This is a genomic window from Thorsellia anophelis DSM 18579, from assembly GCF_900111395.1.
GTDB classification, from domain to species: domain Bacteria; phylum Pseudomonadota; class Gammaproteobacteria; order Enterobacterales; family Thorselliaceae; genus Thorsellia; species Thorsellia anophelis.
This window is the reverse complement of record NZ_FOHV01000011.1, coordinates 18149-34880: the sequence shown is the minus strand read 5'-3', so window position 1 is coordinate 34880 and position 16732 is coordinate 18149. Positions and strand designations below refer to the sequence as shown.

At 34.8% G+C, this 16732-nt stretch carries 18 protein-coding genes, 1 pseudogene and 1 riboswitch; of the genes and pseudogenes, 9 read left to right on the top strand and 10 right to left on the bottom strand.

All coding sequences use genetic code 11. The features are described from left to right. Nucleotides 1-49 precede the first annotated feature (49 nt). A complete protein-coding gene (locus BMW37_RS08200) occupies nt 50-868 on the bottom strand; it encodes a pyridoxal phosphatase (RefSeq protein WP_177168620.1) in 819 nt (272 codons plus the stop codon). An 81-nt stretch (nt 869-949) separates the two neighbouring features. Then, a complete protein-coding gene (locus tag BMW37_RS08195; protein WP_093319541.1) occupies nt 950-1699 on the bottom strand; it encodes an SDR family NAD(P)-dependent oxidoreductase in 750 nt (249 codons plus the stop codon). A gap of 670 nt (nt 1700-2369) precedes the next feature. Here BMW37_RS08195 and BMW37_RS08190 point away from each other — a divergent pair. The 8 genes and pseudogenes from BMW37_RS08190 to sohB all read left to right on the top strand — a co-directional run bounded on the left by BMW37_RS08190 (nt 2370) and on the right by sohB (nt 10027). Continuing rightward, on the top strand, nt 2370-3422 hold the full coding sequence (locus BMW37_RS08190) for a helix-turn-helix domain-containing protein (protein ID WP_093319538.1): 1053 nt from the start codon (nt 2370-2372) through the stop codon (nt 3420-3422). Continuing rightward, a complete protein-coding gene (locus tag BMW37_RS15565; RefSeq protein ID WP_245711045.1) occupies nt 3423-3674 on the top strand; it encodes a PIN domain-containing protein in 252 nt (83 codons plus the stop codon). A 755-nt stretch (nt 3675-4429) separates the two neighbouring features. Further along, nucleotides 4430-4578: riboswitch (FMN riboswitch) on the top strand. A 402-nt stretch (nt 4579-4980) separates the two neighbouring features. Continuing rightward, entirely contained in the window at nt 4981-6204 is a 1224-nt protein-coding gene (gene ribD, locus BMW37_RS08180; protein WP_218139490.1) for a bifunctional diaminohydroxyphosphoribosylaminopyrimidine deaminase/5-amino-6-(5-phosphoribosylamino)uracil reductase RibD, read from the top strand. Continuing rightward, on the top strand, nt 6189-6851 hold the full coding sequence (gene ribE / locus BMW37_RS08175) for a riboflavin synthase (protein WP_093319535.1): 663 nt from the start codon (nt 6189-6191) through the stop codon (nt 6849-6851). The genes ribD and ribE overlap by 16 nt, the downstream gene beginning before the upstream one ends. Beyond that, nucleotides 6841-7482, top strand: a pseudogene (ribB, locus tag BMW37_RS15560) (3,4-dihydroxy-2-butanone-4-phosphate synthase); the annotation flags it as partial. The gene ribE and the pseudogene ribB, both read left to right, overlap by 11 nt. A 72-nt stretch (nt 7483-7554) precedes the next feature. After that, nucleotides 7555-8115 (top strand): GTP cyclohydrolase II, encoded by a 561-nt coding sequence (gene ribA / locus BMW37_RS15555; RefSeq protein WP_245711047.1) that lies wholly within the window; start codon nt 7555-7557, stop codon nt 8113-8115. A gap of 103 nt (nt 8116-8218) precedes the next feature. Beyond that, nucleotides 8219-8701, top strand: coding sequence for a 6,7-dimethyl-8-ribityllumazine synthase (gene ribH, locus BMW37_RS08165; protein WP_093319533.1), 483 nt, complete (start codon nt 8219-8221; stop codon nt 8699-8701). A 108-nt stretch (nt 8702-8809) separates the two neighbouring features. Continuing rightward, nucleotides 8810-10027, top strand: a complete 1218-nt coding sequence (sohB, locus tag BMW37_RS08160) for a protease SohB (protein ID WP_093319530.1) — start codon at nt 8810-8812, stop codon at nt 10025-10027. A 386-nt stretch (nt 10028-10413) separates the two neighbouring features. Here the strand turns inward: sohB and BMW37_RS15745 are convergent, their stop codons facing one another. The 8 genes from BMW37_RS15745 to dapA form a co-directional block, all read right to left on the bottom strand. After that, on the bottom strand, nt 10414-10818 hold the full coding sequence (locus BMW37_RS15745; RefSeq protein WP_281241267.1) for a HipA domain-containing protein: 405 nt from the start codon (nt 10816-10818) through the stop codon (nt 10414-10416). An 8-nt stretch (nt 10819-10826) separates the two neighbouring features. Next, nucleotides 10827-11084, bottom strand: coding sequence for a HipA domain-containing protein (locus BMW37_RS15740; RefSeq protein ID WP_281241268.1), 258 nt, complete (start codon nt 11082-11084; stop codon nt 10827-10829). 14 nt (nt 11085-11098) lie between these two features. Continuing rightward, the gene (locus BMW37_RS15545) at nt 11099-11686 is read right to left on the bottom strand and encodes a hypothetical protein (RefSeq protein ID WP_245711044.1); all 588 of its coding nucleotides are present in this window, start codon (nt 11684-11686) and stop codon (nt 11099-11101) included. Continuing rightward, entirely contained in the window at nt 11673-12008 is a 336-nt protein-coding gene (locus BMW37_RS08150) for a helix-turn-helix domain-containing protein (protein ID WP_093319528.1), read from the bottom strand. The genes BMW37_RS15545 and BMW37_RS08150 overlap by 14 nt, the downstream gene beginning before the upstream one ends. A gap of 625 nt (nt 12009-12633) precedes the next feature. Further along, nucleotides 12634-13164: an isochorismatase family protein gene (locus tag BMW37_RS08145; protein WP_093319525.1), complete on the bottom strand. Its 531-nt coding sequence runs from the start codon at nt 13162-13164 to the stop codon at nt 12634-12636. A gap of 59 nt (nt 13165-13223) precedes the next feature. Further along, entirely contained in the window at nt 13224-13934 is a 711-nt protein-coding gene (purC, locus tag BMW37_RS08140) for a phosphoribosylaminoimidazolesuccinocarboxamide synthase (RefSeq protein WP_093319524.1), read from the bottom strand. Between the two features lie 92 nt (nt 13935-14026). Then, on the bottom strand, nt 14027-14707 hold the full coding sequence (gene bamC / locus BMW37_RS08135) for an outer membrane protein assembly factor BamC (RefSeq protein WP_093319522.1): 681 nt from the start codon (nt 14705-14707) through the stop codon (nt 14027-14029). Nucleotides 14708-14767: 60 nt separating this feature from the next. Continuing rightward, nucleotides 14768-15667 (bottom strand): 4-hydroxy-tetrahydrodipicolinate synthase, encoded by a 900-nt coding sequence (gene dapA, locus BMW37_RS08130; RefSeq protein WP_093319521.1) that lies wholly within the window; start codon nt 15665-15667, stop codon nt 14768-14770. A gap of 561 nt (nt 15668-16228) precedes the next feature. Here dapA and bcp point away from each other — a divergent pair. Then, the gene (bcp, locus tag BMW37_RS08125) at nt 16229-16714 is read left to right on the top strand and encodes a thioredoxin-dependent thiol peroxidase (RefSeq protein ID WP_093319519.1); all 486 of its coding nucleotides are present in this window, start codon (nt 16229-16231) and stop codon (nt 16712-16714) included. Nucleotides 16715-16732: the final 18 nt, after the last annotated feature.

Here is a 16732-nt window from a genome sequence, read left to right as displayed (position 1 = left end):
CTGGTTATTTAAACAACCGATATGATTTAGAACTTGAATTTACAGTCTATTAAAGCACATACTGACGAATTGCTTTAGCTATTGCATCGCTATTGTTATCACCAATTACGATATCTGCATGTAGTTCAACTCCCTTTGCATGGTTACCCATAGCAACACCCATACCTGCCATTTCTAGCATTGAGACATCATTAAAATTATCGCCAAATGAAATCACATTATCCATTGTTTTACCAATTGATTCTACGTATTCTTTTAGTCTATGACCTTTACCCGTGCCAGGTATAGCTATATCGACCTGATTATCCCAAGACCAAAGGCATTGAAGACCTGCTTTTTGCTCTATTGCATCAGCAAATTTCTTTAGAGCCGGGATGTCATGCCATGCACAAGAAAATTTCCATAAATCGTTAAAATGATTAGTAGCGTCTAGGTAATCAGGGAAATGTTTAAAAACACGATCTAAGTGTGCTTGATGTGCTTCATCCCAACCTGAAATACGCGCTTTATGCGATTCAACATCACTGTAAAGCATAACTTTATCTACATAGAGATAAAATGGGATGCCGTGTTCATTTCCGAGAGCAACCATTTTTTCAACATGGTTGTGTGTTACGGGAGTTCTTGATAGTACTGAGTCATTATGAATATCATATAAGTACACACCATTACAGCAGACTGCAGGGGTGGATAATTCAAGCAAGTGATAATACTCAGTTATTGCAATATGATGTCTACCTGTAGCGATAATCACATCGATTCCTTTTGCTTTTGCATCAAAAATTGCATCTAATGAAGCTTGAGGGATCATCTTATTATCATTTAATAAAGTACCATCTAGATCTAAAGCGATTACATTTAAGGGCATAGATAAACATTCCATTTATATAGTTCAATTTTCTAATTGAAAAGGCAAGTTAAAAGTAACAAAAATAAATTTGATTGTAATTTAAGAAATACTGTGTACTTGTAAGCCAGCAGGGGACTGAGTAACTGGCATCATTTCTATAGAGTTAATATTAACATGCTTTGGCAGTGTCGCAATCCAATAAACCGTCTCACTGATATCATCAGGCATTAAAGGATCGGTGGTCGCATATAATGAATTTGCTTTTTCAGCATCGCCTTTATAGCGAATGACTGAAAACTCAGTTCCGCCGACTAAACCTGGTTCAATATTCGTCACCCTAACTCCAGTTCCATGCAAATCAACGCGTAAATTAATACTAAACTGTTTTAAAAATGCTTTCGATCCACCATATACATTTCCGCCAGCATAGGCATAATTACCCGCTGTGGATCCCATATTGATGATCAATCCAAAGCCTTGTTCGATTAGATAAGGCAAAATTGAATGAGTGACATTAACTACTCCTTTAATATTTGTATCAATCGCAGTATGCCATTCAGATAAAATGGCATCTTGAGCTTTTTCAGTCCCCATTGAAATGCCTGCATTATTGATAACGACATCTATATTGCCAAGTGTATTCATTACGTCAATTATCACACGTTTTGTATTAGCTTCATCTATCACATCTAATTCATATGGGATAAAACGATCACCCAGTGATGCTTTTAATTCATTGAGACGCTGAACTCGTCTAGCTGTACCAACTACTGTATGGCCCTCGGCGATAAATTTTTCTGCAATCGCTTTGCCAAATCCTGAACTGACACCAGTAATAAAAACATTCATATGAAACCCCCATCATGTTCGATTGATATAGAAATTGACAGTTAATATAAAATTTCATTGATTCTAGCATGAAATATTGAGCTTGTATCGGACTAATCTTTTAGCTTCTCTATGAAGGATAATTATTCTAATAGACTAGTATGTTAGAAGGAAAAATTTGATGTGATGGGATTGTTATGCTAACAAATAATTTTTTAAGAGAAAAATAGTAATTTAAACATTTCATGAGTAGGTACATTCTTTGCTTTTGTTCAATCGTGTTTTGTAGCCTATAGCAGAATTAAGCCTTATATTGTTAAAATAGCGTATAGGGCGCTCGATTAGTATAGAATTAAAATCTGAATTCTAAAGCTTTAAATGATGTATCAATGTTTTCGCACTGATTTATAATGAATTTTTTTATCTATGGGATGAAAACTACACTTTAACCTATAGTAAATACTCAGCTTTTGTCCTATAACGCTTCTAACTGCTTTAAAAGTTATTTTAATACAGATGGTTAGAGATTTTCGCTAAATCTATTCAACTCTGTGAACGTATCTAAAAATTTTTTTACATCGTATGATGTCAATTAGGATTGTAACGCTATCTAATAGGCTAGGTGTCGACATAATCACTATATTGGTTTATATTATTTAAATATTTTAAATTTTTATAAACTGGAAGCATTATGATTGGAGAACGTTTAAAACGCGCACGTGCCGCTGCTGGTTTATCTATGCAAGCATTAGCTGGTCAGGTGAGTATCAGTGCGAATATGATTAAAAAATATGAGCATAACGCAAGCATGCCTTCTTCTGGAGTGTTATTAAAACTTGCTACTGCATTGTCTGTACGGACAGAATATTTCTTCCGTCCTACTCAAGTCACACTAGGGCAGGTTGAATATCGTAAGAAAGCCTCTGCATCAAAAGGCTTATTAAAAAAAATAGAGTCAGATGTTATCGAACAGGCTGAGCGTTGGTTGGCACTCAAAAATATCTGGCCAAATTTTCCAATAAAGCTTTTTGACTATCAAATTGGCATACCCAAGCTGAACACATTGGATGATGTTGAGAAAGCGGCAATTAAACTCCGCAATGATTGGCAACTTGGAATGAATCCTCTTCCTAATTTAATTGATTTGTTAGAATCAAAAGGTATCTTGGTGATCATCAGCCATGTTACTCAAGCAGATAAATTCGATGGTTTACAAGCGAATATTTCAGGTCAACCGATTATTGTGGTCTCTTCACATTGGTCTGGTTGTCGTCAACGTTTTACACTGGCGCGCGAACTAGGGCATTTGGTCCTACATAATGTGTTAGATGAATCACTTGATGAAGAAACTGTGTGTAATCGTTTTGCATCTGCCTTTTTATTGCCTGATATCGGCATCCATCAACACTTAGGTGAGCAACGCGCTAATATAGACCCAAAAGAGCTCTATTTTATGAAACATGAGTTTGGGTTAAGTATGGCGGCTTGCGTATATCGCAGTGCTGATTTAGGGATTATTTCAAAGGAAAAAGCACGTCAAATCTATATTCAGTTTTCAAAAAATGGATGGCGTAAACAGGAGCCAGGTCAACCTTATCCTCAAGAGCAAACTCAACTATTTGAACAGTTAGTTTTCCGAGCGTTAGCCGAAGGGATATTGAGTGAATCCAAAGCCGCTGAATTATTGCAAATATCAGTAATGACGCTTCATAAACAGCGTCAAATGTTGGCTGAGGTGGTGTAGATGTATTTATTGATAAGTGATGCGAATATTCTGATTGATCTGGAAGAAGGGCAGATTCTTGAGGATTTCTTCCGCCTGCCTTACCAATTTAAAGCACCCGATGCGCTATTTCATGAAGAACTAAGTGAACATCATCGTCATCTAATTGAGCTGGGGTTACTGTTAGGCGAACTCACATCAGATTCCATGCTGTATTCGTATGGGCTTATGCAAAAGTATGTAGGGCCGAGTGCAAATGACTTTTTGCGCTAGCATTAGCAAGGCAGGAACAATGCCCCTTCTTAACGGGTGATATGGCTTTACGATAAACAGCGGAAAAGGAAGCCATTTTGGTACAGGGAACGTTATGGGTTGTTGAACAGCTCGTTACACGGAATCCTTACGGTTGATGGTGCATTAAACTCTTACAGCAAAATGGAGCAAGCAGGGCGTAGGTTACCGTGGGAAATTGCGAAACAACGGTTAAGAAAGTTTCAGAGCCAGTGTTAGGATCAACTTGAGTTTTATAGCCCATACTTCTTAATACTCTAGCAACGAGTAATTACATTTCATTTGCATCTAAAAAATTAATATTATAAATATTGTAATGAATAGTTCATAGTATGATATGCATGCAATACAAAGCATCTTGCTACGAGCATTCTATTAAATAATTTTAGGAGAAAGGAAATGCATTTAGCTAAATTGCGTTAACACAACCTTTTGAATTTCACAATCTCTTGATGTTTTAGTCGTTAGTTTTTTGATGTAAATGAATTATTGTTGACCTATCAAGCCTAGTTATTAAACGTTTAAAAAGAATACTAATCATCCAATAGCCTACACTCAAACCCTGTCAAGTGAATATTTATAAAATCAATTACTTGGGTGGTTTAAAATTGTTTTAAGTCAATAAGCAAAAATACTAACAATGGTTTTCTCAAATAATAGTGTAAGAAAACAACAATAAAGGCTTTACAATTTGTTGTGTTGTGCGTAAATTATAAGGGCTTTGTTTTATGAGCAAAGTATTCTTTCGGGGCAGGGTGAAATTCCCTACCGGCGGTAAGGGCGATAGCCTTAAGTCCGTGACCCGCCTTAGTAGTTTTACTGCTAAGCGGTGGAGCTAGTGTGATTCTAGCACCGACAGTTAAAGTCTGGATGGGAGAAAGAAGAAAGGTATGACAATCCATATTATTGAGAAAATTTAATAATTTAGTAAAACTTATAGATGAATACTGCTGAGTAGTGACTGGCTTATCTATCAATTCAGTTTCTAAGATGAGATTATTTTAATCTTCTGTAGAACTGTTTTGTTAGTTTGGTTTTATAGTAAGCTACTATATGCTAACCTCATATTCTAGTTTTGTTGATAATGCAGCAAAAAAATTAAGATGTTAGTTATTGTGCTTTGCACTCAGTGCAAGTAAACACCACAAGTTTGGATTAATCTAACTATAAGTTTTATATATTTTAAAATTTCTTAGGTCAGTATGTATTGGCTGCACCTCCCTTTATCTCCCTCAAATCTGATCAGATAGCAATTTTAGCTATTGGTTTATTAATTTGAGGAGTCAATTTGAACAATCAATCTTATACTATTTCTTCTCCAATACCGTTGAAGACGACCGATAAGCGCATTGATAATAATCATAATTTTACGACAAAATTAAACCCGTATTCATTGTCAAATTCACCAATAAAATCAGATGAAGATTGGATGCGACTTGCCCTTTCTCTTGCTTACTACGCAAATGGGCAAACAGGATCTAATCCTTCTGTTGGCGCGGTTATTGTTAAAAATAATAAACTTGTCGGCATGGGGGCTCACCTTAAACAAGGTACTGCACATGCAGAAATCCATGCACTCAATATGGCAGGTGATAATGCGAGAGGTGCGACTATTTACGTGACATTAGAGCCTTGTTGCCATACTGGACTAACAGGGCCTTGTACCGAAGCATTAATTGCAGCGGGTATTACTAAAGTTGTTGTTGCCTTAGTAGATAAAAATCCTAATGTAGAAGGTAAGGGTATTTTATCGCTAAAAGAAGCAGGGATAGAAGTAGTCGTGGGTATTTGTCACCATGTAGCCCAATCTATTCATCATGAATTTTTCGTATCACAAATTACAAAACGTTCTTATGTTATTTTAAAAACAGCGTGTAGTTTAGATGGAAAACTCGCCTTAGATAATTTGGAAAGTCAGTGGATTACCAATGAGCAAGCAAGGATTGATGTACATCACTTAAGAGCTAGCGTGGATGCAATATTAACAGGAATAGGGACAGTCAAAGTTGATAATCCGATGCTAAATGTACGACTTGATGGAAATCAAAAACAACCAGCAAGAATAGTAATCGACAGACAAGGTGAAATTGAGATTGAAACTAAAATTGTTCAAACAGCTCATCAATTTAGAACGATACTATTGGGGCAATATTCTGCAGAAAAAAAAGCAAAGTTAATAAATCTAGGATGCGAAGTTGAACCCTATGATTCACTTAAGACAATTTTCAGTTGGACGTTAAAGCAGGGGCTTATGAGGGTATTAATTGAAGCTGGGCCAAGACTTGTCACTGCCTTACTTGATGATGATTTAGTTGATGAGTGGGTTTTATATCAATCACCTAGAGTTTTTGGTGGGAATCAATCTATCTATCAAAATATTAAGCCTAGTCCCCTTGATGAGATTAAACGCTTTGAAATAGTCAATACCGAGTTAATTGGTCAGGATATTAAAATATTAATGCGCCAAAATAGAAAGGGTGTTACGGAGGATAATACATGTTTACAGGACTAATCGAACAAATTGGCACAATAAAATCTATAGATAGAGGCCATAATCATTTGAAAATTTCTATTTATGCGAACTCTATTTTAAGAGATGTTACGTTAGGAGATAGTATTGCAGTTAATGGAATTTGCTTAACTGTCACACACTTTACAGACTCTTATTTTACAGTTGATGTTATGCCCCAAACCGTGCAAGCAAGTAGTATTAAAACTTTAAAAATTGGGGATAAAGTTAATTTAGAAAGAGCGTTAAGGGCTGATAGTCGTTTAGGTGGTCATTTTGTAACTGGGCATGTTGATACGATAGGGCAGATAAGTCAAATGAGCCGCAATGAAAATGCCATAAAAATTGTGATTTCATTTCCATCAGCGTATACAAGATATCTTGTTGAGAAAGGGTCAGTAACTATAGATGGTATCAGTTTGACTGTTTTTTCTGTATCTTCTGATAGTTTCACGATTTCATTAATTCCTCACTCTGCATCAATGACAACCTTGGCAAGTAAAAAAGTGGGGGATGAGGTTAATTTGGAATTTGATATTTTAGCAAAATATACTGAAAAACTACTTACCAGTCGTTTAGTAAATACCCCGCATAATGCCACTCCTTCAAGCGGTGTCACGCTAGATATGCTTAAACAATATGGATTTTGATAAAAGGACTATACAAATTATGACTAATACAGAAACTAAAGTACCAAGCGAAATCATTCATAAAATTGAGCAAGCCGTGTTAGCCTTGCAAAAAGGTAAGCCTATCATAGTCACTGATGATGATGACAGAGAAAATGAAGGTGACTTTATATTATTGGCAGAAAAAGTTACAAAACAGTCTATGAATTTTCTCGTGACTGAGGCAAGGGGGTTAGTGTGCGTTGCAATCAGCGAAGCAATTGCCAAAAGATTAGATTTGCCCCCGATGGTATTCAATAATGAGGATCCTCATGGCACTGCTTTTACTGTTAGCATTGACCATGAGTTAACGACAACAGGTATTTCGGCTGCAGAGCGAGCGTTGACCGTTAATAAGGTTGCGGACCCAAACTCAAGCTCAGCAGAATTTCGACGACCAGGGCATATTTTTCCGCTAATCGCGAAAGATGGTGGTGTGATAGAAAGGCGGGGTCACACAGAAGCGGCAGTGGATTTAGCTAAACTTTCAGGCGTTAATAGTGCAGCTGTCATTTGTGAAATATTAAAGCCTGATGGTGAAATGGCAAGGCGAGATGAACTGCTTAACATAGCGAAGCTACATAATTTAGTTATGATTTCGATTGAAGAGTTAGTTCTATACCGGCAGTTAACCGATGAAAAACTTGTTGTGAGAGCTGCTAAAGTAAAATTACCTGCCAAGGTAATGATGAATGAAGGGCTTGAAACTGTTGATTTTCAAATGCTAGGCTATCAAAATTCAATAGACCAAGCTGAGCATGTTGCTTTGGTTGCAGGTGAATTAGAAGAACTCTCAACACCATTAGTGAGAATTCATTCTGAATGCTTGACTGGTGATGTTTTTGGTTCCTGCCGATGTGATTGTGGCCCTCAACTTCAGTATGCTCAATCGATGATAGCAAAAGATGGAGGGATTATTTTATATATGCGGCAAGAAGGTCGAGGAATTGGTTTGATCAATAAGCTCAAAGCATATGAATTGCAAGAAAAGGGTGTAGATACCGTTGAGGCTAATCATCAACTTGGATTTAAAGCAGATGAACGCAGTTACGAACTTTGTGCTGCTATGTTACGCGATATGGGAATTAGGCAGATTAAGTTATTAACCAATAATCCTGATAAGATTAACGCATTAGCTAAATTTGGCATAGAAGTCATCGAAAGAGTACCGATTGCTGTTGGTTTTGAGCCAGAAAATGAACAGTATCGTCATATCAAAAAAAGTAAAATGGCGCATCTTGATTAATATTCAACATTTTGGTTTTTGAATAAAAGTATTAAATTAATTTGAAGCATGATCTTAACGCTACGAACAATGGGTAAATTTTAATTTTCACTAAGGAGTTTTTATGAGTACTAATACAAATACATTTAATTATATTGAAGGTGATTTAATTGCAACTGGATTAAAAATAGCAATTGTTGTCGGTCGATTTAATGATTTTATTACAATGCGCTTATTAGATGGTGCTAAAGATGGATTGGTCCGTCATGGTGTACTTGCAAGTGATGTGACAATCAGTTTTGTTCCGGGCGCTTTTGAAATACCGCTCGTAGCTAAAAAATTAGCAGCTTCCAAAAAATATGATGCAGTGATTACACTTGGGGCGGTGATAAGAGGATCTACACCTCATTTTGATTATGTCTGCAATGAAGCAGCAAAAGGAGTCGCTCAAGCGAGCATGCAAACTGAAGTGCCAATTATTTTTGGTGTATTAACAACAGATTCTATTGAGCAAGCGATTGAAAGAGCTGGCACAAAAGCTGGTAATAAAGGTTGGGAAGCAGCCGTTACTGCAATTGAAATGGCAAATATATTTAAGAAATTATAAACAAATGCTCTTTTTTTGATGTATGATCATGCATCAATTGCAGTTAATCATTTAATAAAGCGTTATTAGCATAACGCTTTATTTTTTTGTTAGAACACTAGAGGTAATATGGAATATTTAGCACATTTTGGACTATTTTTGGCTCAAACATTAACAGTTGTGGCTGCGATTGCAGTAATTTTAACTTTGATTGTTGGGTTAAGACAAAAAAATAATACAGCGAAAGGACAGATTCAAGTTACTGATTTGAGTGAACAGTATGATGATACTGCTAAGATGATGCAGTCAATCCTAATGAATCCTTCTGAACAAAAAATCTGGGAAAAAAAGCTTAAGCAAGAAGAGAAAGAAAAACGTAAGAATGAAAAAAATTTAGCTAAAGAACAAAAAAAACTAGCTAAGCAAAATAAAAAAAATGATTCATCAGATCTGCTTGAACGTTCAGAAATCGCACTTACCCAAGAACATGAATCAACCGATAAACTTGAAAATTCGACTAACGAACCTCAAATTGAGATGAGTGAAGATAATACTGAAACAAATCAAGAGAAATCGGCTAGTCATTCACAAGAAAAATCATGTGTTTTTGTTTTAGATTTTGATGGTGGGATGGACGCTAAAGAAGTGAAAGCATTACGAGAAGAGATCACTGCTGTACTTAGTATTGCATCTGAAAAAGATCAGATTGTTATCAGGTTAACGAGCCCAGGAGGAGTGGTGCATGGCTATGGTTTAGCTGCATCTCAACTAGCTCGAATTAAGCAGGCAAACATACCTCTTATTGCTATTGTTGATAAGGTTGCAGCTTCAGGTGGATATATGATGGCGTGTGTTGCTGATAAAATTGTTGCTGCGCCTTTTGCTATCATAGGATCGATTGGAGTCGTTGCTCAGGTTCCTAATTTTCATCGATTACTTAAAAAGAACGAAATAGATGTTGAACTTCATACAGCGGGTGCTTTTAAAAGGACGCTAACGCTATTTGGTGAAAACACCGAAGAGGGTAGAGAAAAATTTAGGCAAGAGCTTAATGAAACACACGATTTATTTAAGCAATTTGTAGCAGAACAACGCCCAAGTTTAGATATTGAAAGTGTTGCAACAGGCGAGCATTGGTATGGTAGTGTTGCTAAAGAAAAAGGACTAGTTGATGAAATTTCTACCAGTGATGATTATTTAAAATCGTTATATAAAACTAATAAAGTACTAAATGTTAAGTATGTTACAAAAAAGAGCGTAACTGAAAGAGTAACAAAAAGTGCTAGCCAGTCGTTGATAAACTCTTTTTTGACAATCTGGCAGAATAATCAACGTCCTCAGATCTAATGCGCAGCATTAATCACAATAGAATTAACTGTAGTTATTAAATTAATAAGATGGTCTAAAATGTAGACCATCTTATTATTCAGAAAATAATTGACCCTGTAAATAATTCTGTGTATTTGCTATTTTCATTTAAAGGTAAATTACCAAAACGAATACTAAACATTACTATAAATTGACACGTTGCTTGCTTCCAATTTGTATTGATATACCCCATTTTTCACAAGCTGTAGGCGGGCTTTAATTTCTAGATAAACCTTTTTGTAAATACATATGCTATTAATTCTTTGGGTATTTTCTGCTTAGCGTGATTTTTTAGTTAAATGCTAACGACGATATCCTACAAAGATCACACTATCGCTATTACAAATCATTAAACAACTAGTTCCTTACTTATTGATTAATTTAAAATGTTGGCCTATCCATTCACAACCATTAAATATATAGTTATTTAATATAACGCGTTGAAAAAGTAATTTCCGTGTCACTTCTGAGGTATTGATTTCGTCACATATAGCATCAAAATTTTTAATTATAACGTCTATCAAATCTATGATGATTTTTTCAGCTTGTGATTTAGAAATATTGAAATACTCAGAAGAAGATAAGCATAAAGTTATTAAGGATAGATTATTATTCATACTGAGCATCATACCATGGCTTGCCTCTCCACCTATCCTATTTTGAGGACAAATATCATAGGCTGGCGTTAGGGAAATCTTGTCATTTAGAATAAAAAATGCGTGATTTCTTGCATGATCGTCTGTATTGCCTATTAATACATTAAAGACCATACGTTTAATTATTCAATACTATCGAATTGAAAGTTTACTCCATTTTTTTTTATTTGCGCAATAAGAGCCAAATAGGAAGCTTCCCTAGCCCAATTTTCATCTAAGTTAAGAACAGTCAATCCAGATACAACAGGGCGACGATACCACGCGCTTTCGTGATGTAATCTATCAAAGCGCTCAACCAGTAAAACATCTTTACCTAAGGTTTTAATATATTTGATTTCAGCAACTGATATACCAGCAATAGAAGCAAGTCGCATTGCAATATATTCAGATTTTACTATTTCGTAACTATCGTTAGATGCCGAAAATTTAGCGATGTATTTTTATTGCCATCTGTTATCATTGCTTTAGGTCTAGAACCTCCAAGAGATGTGCCATGCATTAAAGCATTGTCTAAATCTGATGAAATGGGTTTACCTTCAGAAATAATATCTGCTGCATTAAGTAATTCTTCTAGTGTGGCTGAATCGGCTTTTCTTGGAATGTATTGTGTTGCTGAAGACTGAAAATCTAATACACCTATCCTATCAGATGCGGAATGTAAAAAATATGCAATTTCATCAAGATAACCATTAAACTGCCGGCCCATTAACTGGCTATTAATAACACGTCTGCCCCAGGCGTCTGGTGCAGCATCTCGCAAGCATGAAAATATTCTCATTCCTTTGATTGGGTATTGTATTCCTTGTCTAAGAGGAAGTTCATCAATGTATATTGACTCAGCATCTTCCCTATGCAAATAAGATGAACCATAAGTAAAAGATTGATTCCCTAAAGCATCTATATCAAGCCTACCACAAATGACTGGGCTAGATTGATTACTCAACCATTTCCATACATAGCAGTTTTGATTAGAAATTGTCATCAATGATCTCCTTTTTGGGCAAAATTCTAGCAGGCAAAAGAGCATCAATTTTTTCCATTATGCGTTTTTTTTCAGCAAATCTTCCTGGTTCTGGTTCAAACAAGGGAACATCTAAAATCCATGCTGTCTCAAAATAATTACCTATTTTAACAGTCGAGTCTCCTTTAAGAATTTTTATCATCGTTGGTTTCGATGTGTTAACTCGTGAACATAGATCTTCGATTGTGAAATTTTTCTCTTTTCTAGCGATATTGAGTAATGTTGCAAAGTGTTGTAATGCAGCAGCTGGGATGAGGCTAATTTTATGGTTATTATTTTTCATGGTAAATTATCCTTTACTTAAATTAGGTTAAGGTAAATAATATTTTACTTAAATTAATTTTCACTTCATTTATTCTTAATATTTTAAAGATTAAATCAGTCAAAGTAAATTAAAATTAACCTTAATTGTATTAAAGTTAATTTTAATTTACTTTTAAGTTAGTGAATGATATATGCATGTGGATAAAAATTAGGGGTTCGGAAACCTAGTATTTTAGGGTAGAGGAGATGTGAATTTAATTCATCATTATTGCTAATGCCTATGTCTATGTCTATGTATATGAGGAAACACTCTAAACAGTCAACGTGCTCCTTCATAGAAGAATAACTTGCTAAATTTATCGATACCTAGCTTACTGAATAGTCTTATGGCTAGTGGGTTGATAACTTCGTCATGACAGCCCATATATTACTGAACATGATTATTAGCAAAGCGCGCCAATAACTCTAGCATGGGTCATAAATTGTAAGGAAGTAAGTTTTTATCGTGGATTCGTATAATAAGTGCATAGCCACTGTCAGTCACATGGCATTAATTGAGGCAAAGTTTTACAGCATAAATAACAAAACGACCTCAAATAGAGGCCGCTTAAATATTGATTGGATAATAATTTAATCTAAAAACATCAAGATTCTTGGGCAATAAAAGAGTCAAGTGTTTCTATTTTTACTCTAGGTGAGATAGCGTGTAGGGCTATTAAGTGAAGTATTTCACTAACAGTCGTACATGCATCAGATAAAACCACAATTTCATATTTTTCCGCATGTTTTGACAATGCTGTATGAGTAACGCAATTTTGCGTCATCATACCAGACAATACTATACGTTCGATTTTGTTTTCTTTTAACCAATTATCTAATTCGGTTTGTTCAAAGCTATCAGCAAAATGTTTAATGATTATTTTACTATCAGGTGCTGCGGATAAAATATCATTGGTAATTTTCACGCCTTCACTTCCTTCATTAAAAAAAGGCGCAATTCCCATAGCTGGATCAGCAACATGCTGAATGTGAACAACTTCATTTTGAGTTTGTTTAGCAAAATCAATAACCTTTAGGTTCTGTTCGATCACTGCTTTAGTATTATAAAGAGGAAAAAGCCCGCCTTCTAAATAGTCATTTTGCAAATCAATTAAGATAAAAGCTGTTTTTTTCAATTCAAGACTCCTACATACAGTACAAAAGTATTAAAAATGTTCCAGTTAATTTTTTTGGATTAAAGTTCTACGCCTAAGCGCTTAGCTACTGCTTCATAGGCTTCAATAACACCTCCAAGATGTTGCCTAAAACGGTCTTTATCCATTTTTTCTAATGTTTCTACATCCCAAAGACGGCATCCATCAGGTGAAAACTCATCTCCAAGCACAACTTCTCCATCAAAAAGTCCAAATTCAAGTTTAAAATCAACCAAAATTAGCCCAGCTTGTTTAAAAAGCTCACTTAAGATTTCATTAACCTTGTATGAAATGGTTTTCATTTGAGCTAGATTCTCTTGATTGACCCAACCAAATGTTTCGCAGTAAGACTCGTTAACCATTGGATCATGTAAAGCATCATTTTTCAAGAATAAATCAAAAAGAGGCGGTGAAAGTGCTATTCCTTCTTCAACACCTAATCTTCTAACAAGTGAACCGGCTGCACGATTACGTATGACACATTCAACAGGTACCATATCTAGTTTTTTTACTAAGCTTTCAGTATCACTTATCATGCTGACTAGTTGTGTTTTTATGCCCGCTTCACTTAATTTAGTCATAATGAAATGATTAAACTTATTATTTATCATTCCCTTACGATCAAATTGCTCAATTCTTTCTCCATCGAGCGCTGAAGTGTCATTTCTAAATTCTAAAATGAGCAAATTAGGATCTTCAGTTGTATGAACAGTTTTAGCTTTTCCTCGATATAATTCATTGATTTTTTTCATCTTAAAACTCTTACTATAGACTCGTTAAATATGCATATAGATTTAGGTATCTATACATGTGAAATAGGTGTCAATTAGATAATACATCAATATTAGTTATTGACGATTTTTTGCAACAATTCAGATAAAGCATCATTTTGAGATTGTGTCAGATAGGTATTTTTCTCATTTCTTAGTTGTATCGAAGTTTGAGTATTTAAATCACCAACCTGTATTAAATAGACTCCTTCAGGTAATAAAAACTCAACTGCACCTAAGGATTGTAATTCAGAAGAAGATAGGCCTTTATATTCAACTTTCATAGAACCATTTGTCTGATTTTGTTCTAATATTTCAAATCCAAGCTGACTGAGGTTTGTTGTCAAAATGCCCCATGCTTGTGAAAAATTGGTATTGAGCAAAACTATCGGGAGGCTAGTTTCATCAGTTCCACTTGATACTGTAATTGATTCTTGATATAGGCCACTTGATAGTTCATCTTGGGCAAATTTGGTTTGTTCTTGATCTTCAACTGATGTTAAACCGACATTAGGAGGAGTAATGTCAATATCACGTCCAAGATTACCATCTTTAGCAGGCAAAGCAATTTCAAAATCACCATTTTGAGGCGGTAATGCGATTGATGGCGGTATGTTTAATTCTTTAGGCGATGTAACATATAAATAATCATCAGGCCCTCTTACTTCTTTTGTGAAACTGGTATCTTTTGAACAGCCAGTGATAACTAATACACTTGCTGCTATTGATAATATTTTTAATGACGCTTTATTCATGTTTTTAACTCTTATGATTAAAAGGCAAAATTTATTTATAGTGTGATATGTTTGAACAATTTATATTAATTTAGCATTTACAAGTGCTTGATGAACGATCAACTGAGCTTTATCTGATAATTGAACAAGTGGTAACCTTAAAAAATCATTTGCAATTAGATTAAGCTTTTTAGCTGCCCATTTTACAGGAATAGGATTAGATTCTGCGAAGAGATTCTTATGCAAAGGAAGCAGAATTTCATTAATTTGATACGCTTCATCAAACTTACCCTCTAGTGCTAATGCATACATTTTACTCATTTGCGCAGCTGCGATATTAGCAGTGACCGAGATTGTACCATCACCCCCTAAACGAATAAAATCTACACCTGATGCATCATCGCCTGAAAGAAAGGAGAAATCAGGACGATCTATCATATGGGTCATTTCTGTTAAGCGCGATAGATTTCCCGTTGCATCTTTAAGTGATACAATGTTTGGTATTTTTGAAAGTCTTGCGACCGTTTCAGCAGACATATCACAAGCAGTTCTACCTGGTACATTATATAAAATTTGAGGAATATCTGTAGATTCTGCAATAGCTTTAAAGTGTTGATACAAGCCCTCTTGAGGAGGTTTGTTATAATAAGGGGTGACAGTTAAACATCCTGCAACAGAACTGTTTTTTAATCCAGCTGTCAGTGATATGGCTTCAGCAGTAGAATTAGAGCCTGTTCCTGCAATGATATCTATCCTGCCATTTGCAAGATCAATTGCTTCTAATACAATATCAATATTCTCTTTGTGGTTAAGAGTAGCTGATTCACCTGTTGTACCACCTACTACAATCCCAGATGTACCACTATTAATATGATATTCAATTAAATTTTTAAGGCACTTATGATCGATTTCACCTTTCTCATTCATAGGGGTGATTAATGCAACGATACTACCAGTAAAGCGCTTTTTAATGTTAGACATATGACCTCCAAAAATCTAATCTAGACCTGCCGATTTGGTTAAATTTAAAAAAATAAGATAGTTACAGTGAAAATAATTGATTAAACATGATTACATAAACAGTAAACCACAGTTTTCTGATTATCCCACTCATTGTGTTTTATAACAATACAAGTGTGTAAAAAATATTAGCAGTAACTCATTTTTTAATGAATAAACAGCATTTGAAAAATAATTAATTCACAAAATAGAGGGATAATTTTATTTTTTGAAATTATTTTTACATTTATATGAGTTTTTTTACCGGATATTTCTTTTTTGTGATTCGCTTTATGCTTGCTGAGTTTGCGTGGGCTTTGCCATATATGTTACAATTTAGTAGTTGAATTATATAGGGGCGGCTTAGTTAAAGCTTATTAAACCTAATTTTCGTGAAATAAATTCACTTTTACAGATATCCTAAATATAGTGATTTACAGTTTTAGATTTGTTTATCAGTTAAGTTGATTAATAAATAAGCCAATTAATGTTGAATCACAAAAACATCCAGTGAATAAAAATATCTAATCATAAGGTGAGAAAATGACAAAATTGCTTGAAGTAGGTGATAAAGCGCCTAGTTTTGCTCTGAAAAATCAAAAAGAAGAAATCGTGAATTTATCGGATTTTTTAGGTCGTAAGGTTTTAGTCTATTTTTACCCAAAAGCAATGACGCCAGGCTGTACTGTTCAAGCTTGTTCTCTTAGAGATACTATAGAGGATTTTAAAAAGCAGGATGTCGAAATTTTAGGAATTAGTATAGATCCCCCCAAACGACTTGCTAAATTTATTGAACGTGATGAACTCAATTTCACCTTACTGTCAGATGAAGACCATGCTATAGCTGAATTATATGGCGTCTGGGGCGAGAAAAAATTCATGGGTAAAGTGTATGACGGAATTCATCGAATAAGTTTTCTCATCGATGAAAATGGACATATCATGCATGTTTTTGATAATTTCAAAACGAACAATCACCATCAAGTTATTTTAGATTTTTTGGCAGAGCAGAATAGTCAAAATGCTTGATTTGAGTATAACCTCACG